This window comes from Candidatus Regiella insecticola LSR1 (assembly GCF_000143625.1).
GTDB classification, from domain to species: domain Bacteria; phylum Pseudomonadota; class Gammaproteobacteria; order Enterobacterales; family Enterobacteriaceae; genus Regiella; species Regiella insecticola.
The window spans coordinates 521,040-542,373 of sequence record NZ_GL379589.1; the positions used below are offsets into that span (position 1 = coordinate 521,040).

A 21,334-nucleotide genomic window follows, 5' to 3' on the forward strand; every position below is an offset into this window, starting at 1 on the left:
GTAGACATGCTACCTGATGAGGCGAGCACCGACAGCCAACACCGCCGTAACTTGAAAGGCGAAGGGTATAATCGCTCTTATTCGGCAGACTGTCTGCGAGGCACATTTATTCGCTTAGCGCCCTTTTTATTCTTAGGACTAATGATCAACACGATAAAAAAGAACAGTGCCTGCACAATAACGATACAAGGACCCGTGGCACCATCAATATGGAAACTAATCAAGGTGCCCAAAACGCAGGAGACCACCGACACCAGCGTAGCAATCATTAACATGATGTCGAAACGGCGACAAACCAGAGATGCAATAATACCCGGTGCAATTAACATGGCTATTACTAGTATCACACCAACGGCCTGCAATGAAGTAACAATCGTCAATGCAAGTAAACAAAGTAAACCATAGTGAAGCCATTTAATCGGTAAACCAATCACCTGAGCATGATTAGCATCAAAACAAAAAAGCATTAAATCCTTACGCTTTAACAACACCACCAATAAAGTGAATGTAGTGATCCATAAGGTTTGTTTAAATTCAGTCAGCGTAACACCCAGTATATTCCCAAATAAAATATGACTAAGATGTTGATCAGTATCGACTTGTGAAAAAAGCACAATACCCAAAGCAAACATACCTGAAAAAACAATCCCCATCACTGTATCTTCCTTGATGCGACTGTTTTCTTTTAAGTAACCGGTAGACAACGCACAGAAAATACCAGAAAAAAAAGCGCCTATTACCAAAGGGAGGCCTAATACGAAAGCGAGCACAATACCCGGTAAAACGGCATGAGAAATGGCATCCCCCATGAGTGACCACCCCTTCAACACCAAATAGCAAGACAGTATCGCGCATACCACACCCGTAGCTATAGCGGTAAAAATCGCGCGCTGCATAAAAGGATAATAAAACGGCTCGCTAATTAAACTCAGCAAACTAGACATACAGTTATCTCCTAGTCACTTGTTGGCGAGTACGATAACGCGTTGACAGCAGACCGTGTTTAGGCGCAAAGAAAAAAGCCAATAAAAATACCGTAGTCTGTAGTGTTACAATAATACTTCCAGTAGCACCATTAAAATAAAAACTAAGATAAGCCCCAAATGCACTCGTCAATGCGCCGATAATAATGGCAATAATCAATAAACGACCAAAACGATCCGTCAGCAAATAAGCCGTGGCGCCAGGCGTTATCACCATAGCAATCACCAAGATAGCACCTACCATTTGTAATGCCGCCACGGTACAGGCACTGAGCAGAGTGAAAAATAATAATTTTAAATATAAGGGTGATAAGCCAATTGAAAGCGCGTGACTTTCATCAAAGAAAACCGCTAATAGATCTTTCCATACTAAACAGAGGATAAGGAAAGAAAAGAAAATAATAATTTCAACTTGCATGACATCTTCATCAGCAATACCCAAAACATTACCAAAAATAATAGATTGTACATTGATCGAGGTTGGATTAAGCGAGACGATCAACAAACCAACAGCAAAAAAGGTAGAAAAAATAAAGCCAATGATCGCATCTTCACGCAGGCGAGTGATATGGCGTACCAACGCCATTGCCAAGGCGGCTAACATGCCGGTAAAAAAAGCGCCGGCGGCATAAGGCAAACCTAGGGCATAAGCCCCGGCGACGCCAGGCACGACGGAGTGAGACAGCGCATCGCCCATCAACGACCATCCCTTCAACATCAAATAAGCAGAAAGAAAAGCGCAAACAGCACCCACTATCATGCTTACCCACATCGCTTTAAGCATGTAATTATAATTAAAAGGCTGCAATAAAAACTCCAGCATCAGCGAGGCGTCTCCTTTTTTTGCATCTGGGTGGGGGGATCATTTTTGCTATGGCCATAAAATACCGCGGGGCGTTCATCATCAGTAATGACCGTGACGGAGCGAGCATCATTATCATCATGCAGAGCAGCGCCAGAAAGATTGATATAACGCAATACTCCGCCAAATGTCATTTCCAAATTCTTTTGGGTGAAAGTGGTGTCTATCGGCCCTGCCGCGAGCACGGTTTGATTAATTAAAATCACCTGATCACAAAATTCAGGCACACTGCCCAAATTATGCGTAGAAACTAAAACCAAATGCCCTTCATCGCGCAATACACGCAGTAAATCAATAATCGCATTCTCTGTTTTTACATCCACCCCGGTAAAAGGCTCGTCCAATAACAGCACTGAACCCTGTTGTGCCAACGCACGCGCAAGAAATACCCTTTTTTTCTGCCCACCAGACAACTCACCGATTTGGCGTGAACATAATGCAGATAAACCTACCCGCTCAATGGCTTGATTAACAATAGCATGATCACTGGCACGCGGAATTCGCAAAAAATTCATTTTACCGTAACGACCCATCATCACGACATCTTTTACCAATACCGGAAAATTCCAATCGACTTCTTCTGTTTGTGGCACATAGGCAATACTATTTTTTTTAAGGGCATCACTGACCGGGTTATTGTTCAGTCGTACCCGCCCCACCGTGGGTTTAATCAATCCCATGATACTTTTAAATAATGTTGATTTACCGCTACCGTTGATACCAACCAGAGCACAAATCGTACCACCAGCTAAAGAAAAATTAGCATTATGGATAGCGGTATGTCCGTTGTTATAAGTAACAGAAACATCCTTTACCAGTAATTCTGGCCGGATAAACGGTGCCTGATTCATTGATTAAATCCTTTTGCGATGGTATCAACGGTAACATTCAGTAAATCGATATACGTCGGGACGGGACCTTGTGCATCCGACAGCGAGTCAACATATAACACGCCGCCATATCGGGCACCGGTTTCTTTACTGATTTGTTTTGCTGATTTATCGGAAATAGTACTTTCACTGAACACCACCGGAATTTTATGCTGACGAACCTGATCAATAACGGCTTGCATCTGTCGAGCAGAACCCTGTTCCTCTGCATTAATTGGCCATAAATACAGCTCTTTCAAATCATAATCTTTTGCCAGATAGCTGAACGCGCCTTCACTGGTCACCAGATAACGTTGATCAGCAGGAATACGCGCTAAACGCTCCCGCAGTGAGCCATCTAACGCCGTGATCTTAGCCGCATAAATTTTGGCATTGTGCTGATATATTTTGGCATGAATCGGATCATGTTTTACCAATGCTCGCAGAATATTATCAATATAAATTAACGCATTAGAAGGCGACATCCAAGCATGCGGGTTCGCGGCACCCTTGTACAGAGCCTCACGGATTGGCAATGGGGTAATGCCTTCGGTCACCACCGCCTTCGGCACCTTCTTTTTTATGTTATCAAAAAAGCGTTCAAACCAGCTTTCTAAGTGCAAGCCATTCCATAAAATCAAATCGGCCGATTGGGCTTTAACGATATCACCCGGGGTCGGTTGATAACCATGAATCTCAGCGCCCGGTTTAGTAATGGATTCAACGATCGCGGCCTCACCGGCGATATTTTTTGCCATATCTTGAATAATAGTAAAGGTGGTGATCACTTTGAATTTTTTTTCAGCATGGGCTAGGTTGCCGACGAGTAAGCAAAGTACCATTGAAATCAATACACAATTTGCTATCAAAAAATAGGGATAGATCACAAATTTTTTATATTTCATGCTGCGAAATTCATCCTTATACTGAAAGTGACCTGAACAGATAACGGAACCACCATAATGGCCGCCACCACGGCTTCCGCTCAGGAATGGTCGCTGGACGTGAATGCACCTTTTTAAGATCCCATTTAAAGTTAAGGAATATTCTGCTGTGACTATACTCTGAACCAAACAGCGCAATTTCACTTTTCTTCCTATCATTAATGGGCGTATTGTGTGTCAAATTATGATCCAGAGAATGATAGCTTTTCTTCCGATCCACATTCCGTTCAATACATCTGAATTTTTTAGGCAAATAACGCGGCGTGGTACCGTGATCTTTATGCATCTTCACAAAACGATAATCTTCCCAGCCATAATGACCCGCAAATTCTTCATCATAACCAAACAGCCGGAAAAACCGAGCCCGTGACATGAAGAATAGATTTGGGTGACCTCGGTATGCTTTCCCCGTTTTTTCATCCGTCCGGTAGATACGATACAGAGAGCGCCCAGGATTACGAGCATTGACCAAACAACGAAGGGTATCTTCAGGAAGCAAGCAATCTAAATCGGTGATAATAATTTTGTCAGACTTAGCGTAAGTGACCCCCAAATTACGGGCACCAGCCTGATTCCACTGAATATCAGTGGTTATTCTTAACCAAGTAAAATTCAAATCATAATCTTTTACGTCATACTCTAAAGGCGAGCAATCATCAACGATAACAAATTCGACAGCATCCTTAATATCATTAGGATAAGATTCATATTCCGCCAACAAAGACTCAACGGAGTCCATATCTCCCTGATTGCAGTAAAAATGTGTTACATAAGTTAACTTGATGTGCTGCTTATCTAGCGGATGTCGTGCCTTAACGATTCCTACATCCTTTATCACAATATAACCCTCTGTTTGAATAGAAAAAATAAAAAGGAAATTTTTATAATGTCTTGAACACTTATGAATAGATAGCAGATATGTATCGAATAACCTACGGTAAAGGATAAAGAATTACCATAATCAGTCAAATAACTTTATTGTCGTCATCGCAGCCTGATATATACCCTTCGCCTTTGAAGTTGCCACTAGGCGGCCAGGCCGTGCAACCCGATGAGCGTAGACATACCATGAGGGCGAGAGCTTGCAGCCAACAACGCGGCGGCTTCAAAGGCGAAGGGTATAGCCGAAGCAATCTGATTTGATTCAAGACGAAGGGTATATTGAATGTTACTGAATGTTTGGTTAAGCTCTAGCGCTTAAAAACAATTAACCACCATGAGCCCGAGCACACTCTTGAGTGTCCTTAGAGCCTATTTGAAATCTCTTGTTTTCCTCGTCTAGGCGCAGCTCAAAGAAGATTTCGAATAGGCTCTTAAAGCTTCTCTAATCCGTATGGAATATTTCTATGGCTAATTTTTTACCTTTCTCACGGCCGGCCATCGGCGAAGAAGAAATTGCTGCCGTTGTTGATGTACTCAATTCAGGCTGGATCACGACTGGAACAAAAAATCAGCAACTGGAAGAGAAATTTTGTCAGCGTATCGGTTGTCAACACGCCATCAGCGTCTGTTCAGCAACCGCAGGCATGCATATTACCTTAATGGCATTGGGTATCGGCCCAGGGGATGAAGTGATCACCCCTTCTCAAACTTGGGTATCAACTCTGAACATAATCTCATTATTAGGTGCTAAACCGGTCATGATTGATGTTGACCGTGAAACCTTAATGATCAACGCCGCAGCCATTGAAGAGGCTATTACGCCTCAAACCAAAGCCATTATCCCTGTGCATTATGCCGGCGCACCCTGCGATATCGATGCCATCCGAAAAATAGCAATTGATAAAGGCATTGCGCTGATTGAAGATGCCGCCCATGCCGCAGGAACCTCTTACAAAGGGCAGGCCATTGGTGCTCAAGGCACCGCGATTTTTTCCTTTCATGCGATTAAAAATATCACTTGTGCTGAAGGCGGAATGATCGCAACAGACGATGCGAAATTAGCAGAACGTGTGAGACGCTTAAAATTTCATGGCTTGGGCGCCGATGCCTTTGATCGCCAAATACAGGGGCGATGCCCACAGGCTGAAGTGATTGAACCAGGCTACAAATATAACTTATCAGACATTCATGCGGCTATCGCCTTGGTTCAGCTAAATCGCCTAGATAAAATTAATGCGCGCCGTCAAGCGTTAGCAAAACAGTATCAAGAAGCTTTTAAACTCCCCGCACTCAGCTCACTGCAACCACTTGGCATCCCTGACTATGAGCATGTACATGCCTGGCACCTTTTTATCGTACGTGTCGATAAAGAGTGTTGCGGGGTTGATCGTGATACGTTAACGAAAGCGTTAAAGGATAAGCATCAGATCGGCAGTGGATTGCATTTTCGAGCAGTACATACACAAAAATATTATAAAAAGTATTACCCAGAGTTGAGACTTCCTCATACGGAATGGAATTCCGATAAATTATGTTCGTTACCTCTTTTTCCTGATATGCAGGACGGTGACATCGCTCGGGTTGTCAATGCTCTACAACAGATTATAGGATCAGCCAGTGTCACAAATTGAATCTATTCAAAAAGTCTCGATTGTTATCCCGGTTTATAACGAGCAGGAAAGTTTGCCGATATTGCTCGCCAGGACATCAGCGGCCTGTCAATTATTGACTCAACCCTACGAAATCATTTTAGTCGATGATGGCAGCACCGATGATTCAGCAGCCATATTGACACGAGCAGCGGACGCTGCTGATAGCGCCATTATTGCCGTGATACTGAACCGTAATTATGGCCAACATGCGGCGATTATGGCCGGTTTTAATCAAGTGAGCGGTGATTTGGTGATTACCTTGGACGCGGATCTACAAAATCCCCCAGAAGAAATCCCCCGCTTGGTTAAAGTGGCAGAAGAAGGTTACGACGTAGTGGGTACCATCCGCGAAAATCGTCAAGATTCTTGGTTTCGTAAAACCGGCTCTCGCTTAGTGAATATGATGATCCAACATGCTACAGGAAAATCGATGGGCGATTATGGCTGCATGCTACGAGCGTATCGGCGGCATATTGTCGAGGCGATGTTAAGCTGTCACGAACGCAGTACTTTCATTCCAATCCTAGCAAATACCTTTGCTCGGCGTACTAAAGAAATTACCGTACGTCATGCCGAACGCAGCTTTGGCGATTCAAAATACAGCCTGATGAAACTGATCAACTTAATGTATGATTTAGTAACCTGTTTGACCACTACGCCGCTGCGTTTACTGAGTGCCCTCGGTAGCATGATAGCTGTTTCAGGTTTTATGTTAGCTTTCTTATTGGTTATCTTGCGCTTAATTTTTGGATCCGTCTGGGCGGGGGGCGGGGTCTTCACGTTATTTGCCATACTCTTTATGTTTATTGGCGCGCAATTTATCGGCATGGGATTGCTGGGGGAATATATTGGGCGTATTTACCACGATGTACGCGCCCGCCCGCGTTACTTTATAGAAAAAATCGTCCGCGCAAAGTCCGCAGAGACTATTCATAAAAAAGAACAACCATGTCAGGAAAAAGAACAATAATGAAAACCATTGTATTTGCTTATCATAATATTGGTCATGCCGCTTTAACCGAATTAGCTACCGCCGGTTATGATATCCAAGCGGTATTTACCCACCTTGATGATCCACAAGAAAATAATTTTTTCAATTCTGTTGCTGCTAAGGCAACGGAAATGGGGCTGCCGGTCTATGCGCCAGAAAATGTCAATCATCCATTGTGGGTTGATCGCATCAAACAATTACAACCGGATATTATTTTTTCTTTTTACTATCGTAACTTATTAAGCCCTGAGATCTTATCCTTGGCGCCAAAGGGGGGATTTAATCTACATGGTTCATTGTTGCCACGTTACCGTGGTTGCGCCCCTGTTAATTGGGTATTGGTTAACGGAGAAAGTGAAACCGGTGTGACATTACATCAAATGCTTAAAAAAGTGGATCAGGGCGCTATTGCGGGTCAGCGCAAAGTGATGATTGATCCGGAGGACACCGCTTTTACCCTGCACGAAAAAATAACGCAGGCGGCTCAACGGTTATTACGCGATCTGTTACCTCAAATTAAACAAGGATCGATAACGCTGGTGCCGCAAAATGAAGAAGAGGCCAGTTATTTCGGCCGTCGCACCGCCGCCGATGGAAAAATTGATTGGCAACAATCGGCGGTAACCGTTAATAATTTAGTACGCGCCGTAACTAAACCCTACCCGGGTGCTTTTAGTTATCTGGGTGAGCAAAAACTCATTATTTGGCAATCGCGCCCATTAGACATTAAACATGATGAACAACCGGGTACCCTGTTAAAAACCGACCCGCTGATCATTGCTTGTGGTAAAGGTGCATTAGAAGTGATAGCCGCGCAAAGTGATCCGGGATTATATTTGTCGGGTAAACAGTTGGCGCAAGAAATGGGGATGATGGAAAAAGGGTGTTTAGGTATCAAGCCAAATAGTCAGCAAACAAAACCGACCCGGGTGCTGATCCTCGGCGTGAATGGTTTTATCGGTAATCACTTAACCAAGCGTTTATTGTCTGAAGATAACTATGAGATCTACGGTCTGGATATTGGTTCCGACGCCATCAGTTGTTTTATGAGTCATCCTCGTTTTCATTTTGTTGAAGGCGATATCAGCATTCACTCCGAGTGGATCGAATATCACATTAAAAAATGTGATGTGGTATTGCCTTTGGTGGCGATTGCAACGCCGATTGAATATACACGTAATCCACTACGTGTCTTCGAATTAGATTTTGAAGAAAATCTAAAGATCGTACGCGATTGTGTTAAATACAAAAAACGCATTGTTTTTCCCTCGACCTCAGAAGTCTACGGGATGTGTGATGATAAAGAGTTCAATGAAGATAGTTCGCGTTTGATTGTTGGGCCGATTAATAAACAACGTTGGATCTATTCGGTTTCCAAGCAATTATTGGATCGTGTTATTTGGGCATACGGGGCGAAAGAAGGACTGAAATTCACGCTATTCCGTCCCTTTAACTGGATGGGCCCAAGGTTAGATAGTCTTGATGCGGCGCGCATTGGTAGCTCACGCGCCATCACACAGTTGATCCTCGATTTAGTGGAGGGTACACCGATAAAACTCATCGATGGCGGTGAACAAAAACGGTGTTTTACTGACATTAAAGATGGTATCGAAGCGTTATTCCGCATTATTGAAAATCATGATAACCGCTGTGATGGTCAAATTATCAACATCGGCAATCCCGCGGATGAAGCCAGTATTCGTGAATTAGCAGAAATGCTAGTGAAACATTTTAAACAACATGAGTTATACAACCGTTTCCCTCCTTTTGCCGGATATAAAAAAATAGAAAGCAGCAGTTATTATGGCAAAGGCTATCAAGATGTCGTACATCGCACACCCTGCATCAAAAATGCACGCCGCTTGCTCAATTGGCAGCCAAAAATTTCCATGGAAGAAACCATAAAAGAAACCTTAGATTTTTTCTTACGCAGCACATTATCGCACGGTGACATCGCTAAGAATGACGAGGCTATACCCACAGCCCTTGAAGTTGCCGCTAGGCGGCCAGGGCGTGAGACCCGATGAGCGTAGACAAACTACGTGATTCGGGCGAGGGCTCGCAGCCAACAACGCGGCAGCTTCAAAGGCGAAGGGTATATACGGTGAAAAAAATTGGCCTAAGAATTGACGTCGATACCTATCAGGGTACCCAGCAAGGCGTGTCGACACTGCTTCATTTACTGCAAAAATATGATCTTCAGGCCAGTTTTTTCTTCAGCGTCGGGCCCGATAATATGGGGCGTCATTTATGGCGTCTGCTGCGCCCCCGTTTTTTATGGAAAATGTTGCGCTCAAATGCGGTCTCACTGTATGGCTGGGATATTCTTCTGGCGGGAACCGCTTGGCCAGGGAAATTGATCGCCAACGATCTCGGCGCACTGATGAAACAAACGCTAGCGCAAGGACAAGAAGTGGGGCTTCATGCTTGGGATCACCAAGGCTGGCAAGCCAAGGTTGATCGGTGGTCGGATCAACAATTGACTGAACAAATAAAACGCGGAGTTGACACACTACAGCAAAGTCTTGGACAACAGGTGAGTTGCTCAGCCGTTCCGGGGTGGCGGGCAGACGAACGGGTGCTAGCAGCTAAACAATCCTTCGCTTTTAACTATAATAGTGATTGCCGCGGCACCCATCCTTTTCGTCCACAGTTTGCCGATGGCCGTATTGGCACGGTGCAGATCCCTGTGACCTTGCCGACTTACGATGAGGTGGTGGGTAGTGAAGTGCAACAGCAAGACTTTAATGATTATATTTTGGCCGCGATGCTGCGTGATAGTGGTGTCCCTGTTTATACCATTCATGCTGAAGTTGAGGGAATGTCGCAATCGGCGATGTTTGAACAATTGTTACAGCGAGCGCAACAACAAGGTCTGTGCTTTTGTCCACTCAGTACCCTGTTACCCACGGATCAGCAACAGTTACCACTGGGCAAAATTGTGCGCTCTCCTTTTCCGGGGCGAGAAGGCTGGTTGGGTTGCCAAGCTGAGGTTGAATGATCCATGATGATAAAATTATTTAAAAACCGTAAATTATTTAAAAACTGTCAATTTTTTAAAAACAAGGCACTGGCCTTATTAAGCATTTTTTTTATCATTTTGTATCTGCTTCCGCTCAACCAGCGCCTACTGTGGCAGGCTGATGAAACCCGTTATGCCGAAATCAGCCGTGAGATGCTACAACGGGGTGATTGGATAGTGCCGCGTCTGTTAGATGTGCGTTATTTTGAAAAACCGGTAGCAGGGTATTGGATCAATAACCTCAGTCAATGGCTATGGGGTGAAAATAACTTCGCAGTACGCTTTGGATCCGCATTCAGTATCGCCTTGACTGCGTTATTGGTTTTTTGGTTAGCCACGCGATTATGGCATAACCGTTCCACAGCAATATTAGCAACGCTCATTTATCTCACCTTTTTCCTGGTGTTTGGTGTCGGCTCTTATGCGGTGCTCGATCCGATGATTTCGCTCTGGCTGATGGCCGCCATGGTGAGTTTTCACCTCACCTCATCGGCTATACCCACAGCCCTTGAAATTGCCGCTAGGCGGCCAGGGGGGGAGACCGATGAGCGTAGACAACTACGTGATTCGGCGAACGCCCGCAGCCAACAACGCGGCAGTTTCAAAGGCGAAGGGTATAAAACATCCTGGCAAAAAATCGGTGCTTATGCTTTGCTCGGTATCGCCTGTGCCATGGGAGTCATGACGAAAGGATTTTTGGCTTTAGTGGTACCTGTCATCGCGATCGTGCCCATTGTTCTGTTACAAAAACGGGTAAAAGAACTGCTCTTTTTTGGCCCGATAGCGGTGTTAGCCGCGCTTTTATCTTGTCTGCCCTGGGCATTGACCATAGCGCAGCGGGAGCCAGACTTTTGGCATTATTTTTTTTGGATTGAACATATTCAACGCTTCGCGACTGAAGACGCGCAACATAAAGAGCCCTTTTGGTATTATTTGCCGCTTTTATGTTTAGGTGTTTTACCCTGGCTAGGATTATTACCGGGCGCATTACTAAAAGGGTGGCGCGAGCGTGTGAACCGTCCCGAATTATTTTTTCTGTTAAGTTGGGTATTGATGCCGCTGATTTTTTTCAGCATCGCTCAAGGTAAATTATTGACCTACATTTTGCCTTGCATGGCACCACTGGCGTTATTAATGACTGCCTATGCTACCGATTGTGTTAATAGCCAGCAGATGAATGCCTTTAAAATGAACGGCATCATTAATCTGATCTTGGGGATCCTTTGCACCCTGACGGTATTGATACTGGGAATGGATTACTTTCCGCAGTGGATACTATTAAATCAAGATGAAAACAACAAAATCCTGCTCGGCATGCTGGCCTTTGCCACCTGGGCAGTGCTGGGGTGGTGGAGTCTGCGCGCCAACCATCGCCACTGGAAAGTGGCGGCCGCCTGCCCCTTATTGTTGGCGACGCTGGTCGGTTATATCATCCCTCAGCACATCATTGATGTAAAACAGCCGCAACATTTTATCCGTCAGAACAGCGCGCTATTACAGGAAAGCCGTTATCTACTCACCAATGAGGTCGGTATTGCCACCGGCTTAGCCTGGGAGCTCAAACGCAATGATGTGATGATGTTCAATTCTAAAGGTGAGCTGTCTTATGGCCTGAACTACCCAGATAGCCGCGATCACTATGTTAATAAGTTAGATTTTCCAACATGGCTGACGCAAGCACGCCAACAGGGGAATGTAGTATTGGTATTATTAGATAATCAAAAAGCCATCGATGATTTACCCCATGCCGATAAAATCGAACAATTCAATCGGTTACTGTTATTGTCTTGGTTGGCAAAAACGGACACCCCCACCATGAACACAACAAGCCCATGATCGACTATTTATTAGTGCTGGTGGTCAGTTTACTCACCTGTGCCGGGCAATTGTGTCAAAAAAAAGCCACAGAGGGGTGGCAATCCTCCGCTAAACGCACGGCGGCGAGCTGGTTATCTCTCGCATTATTACTGCTAGGATTAGCGATGCTATTGTGGCTCAGATTATTACAATCGATGCCACTCAGCCAAGCGTATCCATTATTGAGCGTTAATTTTATTTTCATCACCTTGGCAGGCCAATATTTTTTTCATGAGCCCGTCACTTCACGACATTGGTGCGGTATTGCCACTATTATCTTGGGCATTTTTTTGTTGAACTGGCATGGAAAATAAGCATAATACCCGAGGCTATAGCTGGGTCATCGGCAGCATCGTATTAATTACTCTAGCCCAACTACTATTGAAATGGGGAATGGTAAGTATCCCATTAATGTCGCTCAGTGATATCAATTTTGTCTTTTTAACGCATCACTATATTCAACTGTGCACTGTTATTTTTGGTTTATTAGGCTACGCTTTGTCGATGCTATGTTGGCTCTGCGCGCTACGTTATTTACCACTCAATCAGGCTTATCCACTAATTAGTATCAGCTACGTGCTGGTCTACTTATTGGCGGTAGCGTGGTTTAATGAAACTGCCACCGTCACTAAAACACTAGGGGCGCTGTTCATCCTGCTAGGTGTTTGGATTATTTATATGAAACCGAAAAAACCAAGTTGAGATCATTCTTTACTAACAGGAAAAATCAGTGAAACTAATTGCAACCATTTTGTGTGGTGGAGTGGGTTCCAGGTTATGGCCTATTTCACGGGCATTACACCCAAAACCTTTTATTCGCCTAAAAGATGGGCAGAGCCTATTACAAAAAGCTTTTTTACGTGCTGCTCAGCTTTCTGGGCTTACCGAAATCCTGACAGTGACCAACCGAGATTTGTTTTTCAAAACTGAAGATGAATTTCGCGAAGTCAACCTCTCGAAGATCCCCACTTCCTTTATCTTAGAGCCCTTCGGGCGTAATACGGCTGCCGCGATTGCTACTGCCTCCCACTACGTAACGACAAAACACGGTCATGATGCCATCATGCTGGTACTCACAGCTGATCATTTAATTGACGATCAAGGCGCCTTTCAAGACGCCATAAGCAAGGCGATTGAGCTGGCAACAGCAGGTAAATTAGTGACCTTAGGCATCAAGCCAAAATCTCCTGAAACGGGTTATGGCTACATCGAAGCGGATGGCAATAACGTGTTACGTTTTGTGGAAAAACCTCCACTTAAAGAAGCACAAGAATATTTTACTTCAGACCAATTTTTATGGAATTCAGGTATGTTTTGCTTCATGGCCGATACAATGCAGCAACAATTGGAACAGCATTGCCCAGACATTCTTGCGGCCACAAAAAATTGCATTGAACAGGCGCTCACTACAGAAGGTCTAGGTATTACACAGATAATACTCGATGCTAATGAATTCAAAAACGTTAGAGACAATTCTATCGATTATGCGGTTATGGAAAAATCCAATCGAATGGCAGTGGTGCCATGTGACATAGGTTGGAGTGATATTGGCTCCTGGAGTGGCTTCGGCAAGCTGTCTGAGCCTGATGCAGAGGGTAACCACGTGCAGGGGGATGCGCTGTTGCATACTACCCGTAATTGCACCATCTATAGTAATGACGGTCTAATCAGTACTGTCGGGGTCGATAATCTGATCGTTATTAAGACACCCGATGCGGTTCTCGTTGTTGATAAATCGCGAGAACAAGATGTAAAACATATTTATGCTGAACTGGCAGCCAGAGATCATACCTCTCACAAACTCCATTGCACAGTACACTGCCCATGGGGTACCTACACTGTGTTAGAAGAAGGCAAGAACTTTAAGATAAAACGTATTGAGGTCAAACCGGGTGCCAGCCTTAGCTTACAAATGCACCATCACCGCAGCGAGCACTGGATAGTGGTTAGTGGGACGGCCGAGGTGACCAATGGTGAGCAGGTATTTTACGTCAAGACCAATGAATCTACTTATATCCCCGCCATGCACAAACATCGTTTGACAAATCCTGGATTGATTAAATTAGTGATGATTGAAGTACAAAGTGGCGATTATTTAGGCGAAGATGATATCGTGCGTTTCAAAGATAATTATGGCCGCTGTAAGCAGGAAAATTGATGTTTAATATGCTATCGAGTGCGTGGCGCTACCGCTTCTTCATTTTTTCTTCTATCAAAACGGAGCTCCGTACTAAATTTATTCGCAGCCGTTTAGGTGGACTATGGATGATATTAAATCCATTGGCTCAGGTAATCATTTTTGCTTTTGTCCTGTCAGCCGTCCTTTCCGCCCGACTACCGGGCATCAACAATCAATACGCTTACGCTATTTATTTGATGGCAGGCACCTTAGGTTGGACATTATTTGCAGAAATTGTCAACCGCTGCCTAACACTATTCATCGATAACGGCAATATCCTTAAAAAATTAGCCTTTCCTAAAATTGCCTTACCTCTTATCGTGATGGGCAGTGCATTGGTTAATAATCTATTGCTGTTTATCGCTATTTTGGCCATTTTTGGTTTGCTCGGCCACACTCCTGGCATGGCCTTACTCTGGCTCCCCATACTCATGGCGATAATGGTCGCATTAGCATTAGGTATAGGTTTGACTTTAGGGATACTCAATGTTTTTATTCGGGATATTGGGCAAGTAGTACCTGTGGTGATGCAATTTGTTTTTTGGTTAACCCCCATCGTCTATATGGCCAACATTATCCCGGCACAATACCACTCTTGGTTAGTATGCAATCCACTGATCCCTATCGTTACCGCTTATCAAGACATCTTATTGTATAATCGTGCACCACAGTGGTTAGATCTAACAAACACATTGATAATAGCCTTAGTGCTACTGCTGGGTAGCTTAGTCCTGTTCCGTAAAGCCAGCCCGGAAATGGTAGATCAATTATGAACGGCCAACTACAGGTACAAAATTTAGGCAAAGCCTACCGCCAATACGGCAGCGAATTACGGCGCATCGCCTCTTGGTTTGCGCCTACTGTTTTGCCACGCGAGGAGCAATGGGTACTAAAAGATATCAATTTTTCTATCGCGCCAGGTGAAGCCGTGGGTATCGTCGGCCAAAATGGGGCGGGTAAAAGCACCCTGCTCAAACTGATCACCGGCACGGTACAACCCACGCAAGGAAAAGTGCAATTACAAAGCCGTGTAGCGGCTATTTTAGAATTAGGAATGGGATTTAACCCCGAGCTAACGGGTAGGCAAAATGCTTATCACAGTGCCTGTTTAATGGGTTATAGCCATGAAATAGCGCGCGTCATGCCGGAGATTGAAGCCTTTGCTGAAGTAGGCGAGTACTTTGATCAGCCGATGCGCACCTACTCCAGCGGCATGCAAATGCGCGTCGCTTTTAGCGTTGCCACGGCATTCCAACCCGATCTGCTAATTGTGGATGAGGCGTTGTCAGTAGGGGATAGCTATTTTCAACATAAAAGTTTTGATCGGATCCGTCAATTTAGAGCCAAAGGCGTTTCCATTATGTTAGTGACCCACAATATGGGCGATGTGCGTACTCTCTGTGACCGTGTCATCTTATTGGATCAAGGGCGAGTGCTAAAAGATGGTTTACCTGATGAAGTGGTGGATCACTATAACGCGCTGATTGCTGCCAAAGAAAATGCCAAGCTTACCATTGAGCAACGGCGCGAAAAAAATGGCTGGTTACTGACCAAAAGCGGTACCGGTGAAGCACGTATCAGAACTCTGAAATTAGTAGATGCGGCTTCCGGCGATGAATTAGCAGTAGCAAAAGTCGGCCAAGCAGTAGAACTGCTACTTGAAGCTGACATTCATGCCGATCTACCTCGCCTGGTGCTGGGCTATATGATCCGCGATAAACAAGGGCATGTGGTATGGGGCACAAACACCTGGCACACTCGCCAAATCCAAGAAAACGTTAAAACCGGCGACACCCTGACTTTTAGCATGACCTTTACCTGTACTTTAGGATCGGGGTCTTATTCGGTATCCCCTGCTTTAACCAGTTCTGATACACATCTTATTAATAACTATGAATGGCAGGATAATCTGCTGGTTTTTGAGGTGTTAAATGCAGATCAGGATACCTTTATCGGAAGCAGTTGGCTTGACGCTCAATTTCTTATTTCTCGCAATAGTAACGGATATATAGCCCAATGAGTTTTATTTCCTATTCCCAAAATTTTGAAGATGTCATGCTGTGGCGCGCACTTAAACATGTGCAAAATCGGTTTTATATCGATGTCGGCGCCCAACATCCGGTAAATGATTCTGTTAGCCAAGCTTTTTATGAGCGGGGGTGGAGAGGGATACATATTGAGCCAGCATTTGAATATGCCGCGCTTTTGCGCAAAGAAAGACCGGATGAAACGGTGCTACAAGTCGCCCTCACCGATACCGATGCAGGCGCATTGACGCTCAATGTGATTCCAGATTCTGGCCTAAGTACGGCGGCATATGCTTATGCACAACAGCATAAGCTGGAGCTAGGTTATACATCATAGCAAGTACAGGTACCTGCTATGACATTAAAAACGGCCTTACAATCCCTTGAATTTAAAGACGTTCACTGGCTTAAAATTGATGTTGAAGGATTTGAGGAAAAGTTTATTAAAGGATGGGACAGTCAAATTTTGCGTCCTTGGATAATGGTTATTGAAGCCACCACTCCGAATAAACCAGAGTTAGATTATGCCAAATGGGATCCTGTCCTTATCGCTGCAGACTATCTGTTTGTCTACTTTGATGGGCTAAATCGTTTCTATGTAGCGAAAGAACATGCCGAGCTTATTGACGCATTTTCTGCTCCGCCCAATGTATTCGATGAGATTCAGCAGGCTGGATTTGTGGGGCTGCTATCCCAAAATGAGGCCACAAAGCATAAGCCAGATCGACTTGAGCGCTCTTTACAAAAAAAATGCGAGGCATTACTGTTATCAAATCAACGGTTGAGCACATCAGAAAAAAAACGTGCATCGCTGCAAACCGACTACGCGGCGGCAAAAACAAAAATAGATGAGCTGAATCATTCTTCACATCATTGGTGGACGGTGGCTGATGGGCTGAATCGAGAGCTACAGAGCGTTTACACCAGTAAATTTTGGAAAATCACCAGACCATCATTGCGTCAAGCAAGGCTAGTCAGTCAGTGGGTAGCATCGCTACCACGACGTGGAGCGCGCTGGTCGATTCAAAGGATAAAAGGTCTTGCCAAACCGATGGTGATTTGGGCAATAAAACAAACTCTTGCCAATGCTGTTTTGAAAAGGCGTGCACTCATCGTTTTGACTCAATATCCTCAGGTTAAACACCGGCTGCACCAACTCGCACTACGATCATCCCTTCTTATTAACAGAGAAGTCACATCCCCCACAGTGTCTTTACCACCAACATCAGAAGCACTGGAGATGCCAGAATTAATAAAAAACTTTTCACCCCGTGTTGTCGGTATTTATTCGGGTCTACAAAAAACTGTTAATGCAAGGAAATATTGATGCGTATCGTCATTGACCTTCAAGGCGCGCAGACTCATAGCCGACAACGTGGCATCGGACGCTTTACTTTATCTTTAGCTCAAGCTATCGTGAGAAATCGAGGAAAACACCAGATCTTCCTTGCCCTCAATGGGCTATTTCCAGACACCATTGAACCGATACGTGCCGCCTTTGACAGCCTACTACCGCAAGAAAATATCTGTGTTTGGCAATCACCAGGGCCAGTTCATCAGCTGGATGAAGCTAATACTTGGCGCCGTCGCTCCGCTGAATTGGTTCGTGAAGCCTTTCTCGCCAGTTTAAAGCCCGATGTTGTGCTTATTTGTAGCTTATTCGAGGGATTAGGTGACAATGCTATCATTAGTATTGGCACGCTAAATTGTACTGTACCCACGGCAGTAATTCTGTATGACTTAATCCCACTGATTTATTCTCAGCATTATCTTATAAATCCTCAGAATGAAGCCTGGTATCAAAGGAAACTCGATCATTTACGCCGAGCAGATCTGTTACTTGCTATTTCAGAAGCCTCTCAGCAAGACGCCATCAACCATCTTGGTTTTCCGGTCTCGGCATGTATCAACATTTCTGCTGCCGCCGAACCCTATTTTCAGCCGCAAAATATCGATAGTCAGCAAGAGAAAGACATTCGGCAACGTTATGGTTTATATCAGCAATTTGTGATGTACACAGGTGGTATTGACTATCGTAAAAATATTGAAGGTCTTATCCGCGCTTATGCCAAGTTACCGAGACTGCTACGAAGTAGCCACCAACTGGCGATAGTCTGTTCTATTCAGCCGTCTAGTCGAGCCATCCTGGAGAAATTAGCCAAGGAGCAGGGACTGGATGCTAAAGAATTGGTGCTGACTGGTTTTGTGCCGGAAGAAGATTTGCTGACGCTTTACAATTTATGCAAAACATTCATCTTTCCTTCATGGTACGAGGGTTGCGGTCTACCGGTGTTGGAAGCCATGGCTTGTGGGCGAGCAGTAATAGGCGCTAACACCTCCAGTTTGCCGGAAGTGATTGGCAAAGAAGAGGCGTTATTTGATCCCTTCAATGATAGTGCGATTGCTGAAAAATTAGTACAGGTACTGACTGATGATAGTTTCCGATTAGCGCTGGAACAGCATGGATTAGCGCAGGCAAAACGGTTTTCATGGGATAGCACCGCACAACGGGCAATCACGGCAATGGAAACATTACATATCAAGCAATCCGGTCAATCATTGACCTATAGCGCACCTATTTCTCGACCTAAATTAGCCTATGTTTCTCCTTTACCGCCTGAACGAAGCGGTATCAGCGATTACAGTGCTGAACTGCTGCCAGAGCTAGCGCGTCATTACACAATCGACGTGATTGCGGCACAGCCTTCCATGTCAGATCCATGGATCCAGGCTAATTGTCAAATACGCAGTTTGGAGTGGTTTAGAACTTATGCCGATCGTTACGATCGAGTGCTCTACCACTTTGGTAATTCCTCTTTCCATCAACATATGTTTTCCTTAATAAAAGAAATTCCTGGGATTGTCGTGTTACATGATTTTTTTCTAGGAAATTTATTAGCGCATATGGAAAAAGTTAGCTATCAGCCAAACGCCTGGACGCAAGCACTGTACCAAAGTCATGGTTATACCGCCGTGCAACAACGTTTTTATCAATTAGATACTGCAATTTGGCATTATCCATGCAACCTTACTGCGCTGGATAGTGCTCATGGTGTTATTGTGCATACTGAATATTCGAACTCACTGGCAAACCAATGGTATGGTAAAGGGGCGGCAGATGATTGGGCAGTTATTCCACACTTACGTGTTCCCGCCCTAAATGCTGATCGGGTTACAGCACGTCGTCAGCTGGAATTGACGGATAATGATTTTGTGGTATGTCATTTTGGTATGCTTGGACCAAGCAAACAGAATCATCGTTTACTGACAGCCTGGCTAGCCTCGACTTTGGCAAAAAGCAATCATTGCGTGCTGGTATTTGTCGGTGAAAATCATGGAGGAGACTATGGAGCTGACCTTATCACAACAATATCCAACAGCGGCTTAAAACAACGTATCCATATCACTGGCTGGGCAAATAAAAGCACTTTCTGTCACTACCTAGCGGCTGCTGATATAGCAGTACAGTTGCGATCCCTTTCTCGGGGTGAAACCTCAGGCACTGTATTGGATTGCATGAATTACGCTTTACCCACCATCGTCAATGCCAATGGCAGCATGGCTGCACTGCCGGATGATGGCGTATGGAAATTACCAGATGAATTTAGCGATGCACAGCTAATTGAAGCACTAGAAACTTTGTGGCGTGACCCTTTCCGCCGTCAAAGGCTGGGTGAGCAAGCACAAAAAATTATTCATACTCAACACGTTCCACGTCATTGTGCGGATAAGTATGCACAATCAATTGAAAACATGTATCGCACAATGCATGCTGGAGTACCTGCTTTAACTAACGCACTGGCCGAGATTCAGCCTGCGCCCGTTGATCCTAATGCTTGGTTGCTTCTGGCTAATGCTATTGGGCAATCCATACCACCCAAGCTAAGAGTACGCCAGCTATTTGTCGATATATCCGAATTAATTCAGCGGGACGTGGGCAGCGGTATACAACGAGTTACACGTAGCATCCTGCACGAATTGTTAAGCAATTCGCCTGCGGTATATCGGGTTGAACCGGTCTATGCCGAATCCGACGGAAAAGGTTATCGTTATGCCCGTAATTACACTCTAAATATGTTGAATTGCTCCGATTCCCATTTAGGCAACGATGATGTTATCGATTTTTATAATGGCGATCTATTTTTAGGGCTGGATTTACACTACCATGCAGTGCTGGCTCATCAATGGTTTTACCAGCAAATGCGTAATTACGGAGTGCAAATTTATTTTTTATTATATGATTTGCTTCCTATTCAATCTTCCCATTCTTGGCCAACACAATCTGAGATAAAAAAAATATATCACGACTGGTTAAAAGTATTATCAGAAACAGCTGATGGTGCTATTTGTATATCACAAACAATAGCCAATGCATTAACTGAATGGCTTAAGAGTAATGCAGTACCTTTACACCGACGTCCATTTAAAATCGATTGGACACACCTTGGGGCTGACATAAAGAACTCTTTACCTTCTAAAGGGATACCAGACACCGCAACCGAGGTATTTAATGCGCTTGCTCTCAATAAAAATTTTTTGATGGTCGGCACCCTAGAACCCCGCAAAAGCCATACACAAACCCTCGAAGCTTTTGAACAATTATGGGCACAAGGTATTGCAGTCAATTTAGTGATAGTGGGCAAGCAAGGATGGATGGTTGAAGCTCTGGTTGAAAAATTACGTCACCATCCTCAACTTGCTAAACAACTTTTTTGGCTGGAAGGCGTTAGTGATGAATATCTAGAAAAACTCTATGATGCCGCTAGCTGCCTGATCGCTGCCAGTGAAGGCGAAGGTTTTGGTCTACCACTGTTCGAAGCAGCACAGCACAAACTACCTATCATTGCCCGAGACATTCCTATTTTCCGCGAAATAGCCGGTGATCATGCCTATTATTTTAATGGCCTCGAACCCAATGATTTGGCTCAAGCCATTCAACAATGGCTAAAACTTGACTTAGAGCATCGCGCACCTTCTTCAGAACATATGCCGTGGCTAACTTGGGCAGAAAGTACGCAGCAGTTGTTGGCGAAGATTTTGCCAGCTACTTGAATACATTACTACTA

General features: G+C 44.5%; 16 protein-coding genes and 1 pseudogene. 12 read left to right on the plus strand and 5 right to left on the minus strand.

All coding sequences use genetic code 11. The features are described 5' to 3' along the window. Positions 1–77: 77 nt before the first annotated feature. The 5 genes from REG_RS02945 to REG_RS02965 are packed head-to-tail and all read right to left on the minus strand — an operon-like array spanning position 78 to position 4,496. Entirely contained in the window at positions 78–944 is an 867-nt protein-coding gene (locus tag REG_RS02945) for a metal ABC transporter permease (RefSeq protein ID WP_006704403.1), read from the minus strand. 4 nt (positions 945–948) lie between these two features. Further along, a complete protein-coding gene (locus REG_RS02950; protein WP_006704404.1) occupies positions 949–1,806 on the minus strand; it encodes a metal ABC transporter permease in 858 nt (285 codons plus the stop codon). Further along, positions 1,806–2,696 (minus strand): manganese/iron ABC transporter ATP-binding protein, encoded by an 891-nt coding sequence (locus REG_RS02955; protein WP_006704405.1) that lies wholly within the window; start codon positions 2,694–2,696, stop codon positions 1,806–1,808. Before REG_RS02955 ends, REG_RS02950 begins: the two co-directional genes overlap by 1 nt. Then, positions 2,693–3,619: a metal ABC transporter substrate-binding protein gene (locus tag REG_RS02960; RefSeq protein ID WP_006704406.1), complete on the minus strand. Its 927-nt coding sequence runs from the start codon at positions 3,617–3,619 to the stop codon at positions 2,693–2,695. Before REG_RS02960 ends, REG_RS02955 begins: the two co-directional genes overlap by 4 nt. Positions 3,620–3,635: 16 nt before the next feature. Next, the gene (locus tag REG_RS02965) at positions 3,636–4,496 is read right to left on the minus strand and encodes a glycosyltransferase family A protein (protein WP_006704407.1); all 861 of its coding nucleotides are present in this window, start codon (positions 4,494–4,496) and stop codon (positions 3,636–3,638) included. Positions 4,497–5,004: 508 nt separating this feature from the next. Between REG_RS02965 and arnB the strand changes: the two genes are divergently transcribed. From arnB to REG_RS03025, 12 genes and pseudogenes are all read left to right on the plus strand, one after another. Continuing rightward, the gene (gene arnB, locus REG_RS02970) at positions 5,005–6,171 is read left to right on the plus strand and encodes a UDP-4-amino-4-deoxy-L-arabinose aminotransferase (protein WP_006704408.1); all 1,167 of its coding nucleotides are present in this window, start codon (positions 5,005–5,007) and stop codon (positions 6,169–6,171) included. Beyond that, on the plus strand, positions 6,158–7,162 hold the full coding sequence (gene arnC, locus REG_RS02975; RefSeq protein ID WP_006704409.1) for an undecaprenyl-phosphate 4-deoxy-4-formamido-L-arabinose transferase: 1,005 nt from the start codon (positions 6,158–6,160) through the stop codon (positions 7,160–7,162). Before arnB ends, arnC begins: the two co-directional genes overlap by 14 nt. Next, complete coding sequence (gene arnA / locus REG_RS02980) at positions 7,162–9,210, plus strand: bifunctional UDP-4-amino-4-deoxy-L-arabinose formyltransferase/UDP-glucuronic acid oxidase ArnA (RefSeq protein ID WP_039906989.1); 2,049 nt, start codon at positions 7,162–7,164, stop codon at positions 9,208–9,210. Before arnC ends, arnA begins: the two co-directional genes overlap by 1 nt. A 77-nt stretch (positions 9,211–9,287) precedes the next feature. Then, positions 9,288–10,184, plus strand: coding sequence for a 4-deoxy-4-formamido-L-arabinose-phosphoundecaprenol deformylase (gene arnD / locus REG_RS02985; RefSeq protein WP_039907144.1), 897 nt, complete (start codon positions 9,288–9,290; stop codon positions 10,182–10,184). Between the two features lie 6 nt (positions 10,185–10,190). Then, positions 10,191–12,041: a 4-amino-4-deoxy-L-arabinose lipid A transferase gene (locus tag REG_RS02990; protein ID WP_141553607.1), complete on the plus strand. Its 1,851-nt coding sequence runs from the start codon at positions 10,191–10,193 to the stop codon at positions 12,039–12,041. Further along, a complete protein-coding gene (gene arnE / locus REG_RS02995) occupies positions 12,038–12,376 on the plus strand; it encodes a 4-amino-4-deoxy-L-arabinose-phosphoundecaprenol flippase subunit ArnE (RefSeq protein WP_006704413.1) in 339 nt (112 codons plus the stop codon). Before REG_RS02990 ends, arnE begins: the two co-directional genes overlap by 4 nt. Then, on the plus strand, positions 12,366–12,764 hold the full coding sequence (gene arnF, locus REG_RS03000) for a 4-amino-4-deoxy-L-arabinose-phosphoundecaprenol flippase subunit ArnF (protein WP_006704414.1): 399 nt from the start codon (positions 12,366–12,368) through the stop codon (positions 12,762–12,764). Before arnE ends, arnF begins: the two co-directional genes overlap by 11 nt. A gap of 28 nt (positions 12,765–12,792) precedes the next feature. Continuing rightward, on the plus strand, positions 12,793–14,220 hold the full coding sequence (locus REG_RS03005; protein WP_006704415.1) for a mannose-1-phosphate guanylyltransferase/mannose-6-phosphate isomerase: 1,428 nt from the start codon (positions 12,793–12,795) through the stop codon (positions 14,218–14,220). Then, positions 14,220–15,014: an ABC transporter permease gene (locus REG_RS03010; protein WP_006704416.1), complete on the plus strand. Its 795-nt coding sequence runs from the start codon at positions 14,220–14,222 to the stop codon at positions 15,012–15,014. Before REG_RS03005 ends, REG_RS03010 begins: the two co-directional genes overlap by 1 nt. Continuing rightward, positions 15,011–16,261 (plus strand): ABC transporter ATP-binding protein, encoded by a 1,251-nt coding sequence (locus tag REG_RS03015; RefSeq protein WP_006704417.1) that lies wholly within the window; start codon positions 15,011–15,013, stop codon positions 16,259–16,261. The genes REG_RS03010 and REG_RS03015 overlap by 4 nt, the downstream gene beginning before the upstream one ends. Positions 16,262–16,296: 35 nt before the next feature. Beyond that, positions 16,297–17,595: pseudogene (locus REG_RS10650) on the plus strand (FkbM family methyltransferase). Then, entirely contained in the window at positions 17,595–21,320 is a 3,726-nt protein-coding gene (locus REG_RS03025; RefSeq protein ID WP_006704418.1) for a glycosyltransferase, read from the plus strand. The pseudogene REG_RS10650 and the gene REG_RS03025 overlap by 1 nt, the downstream one beginning before the upstream one ends. Positions 21,321–21,334: the final 14 nt, after the last annotated feature.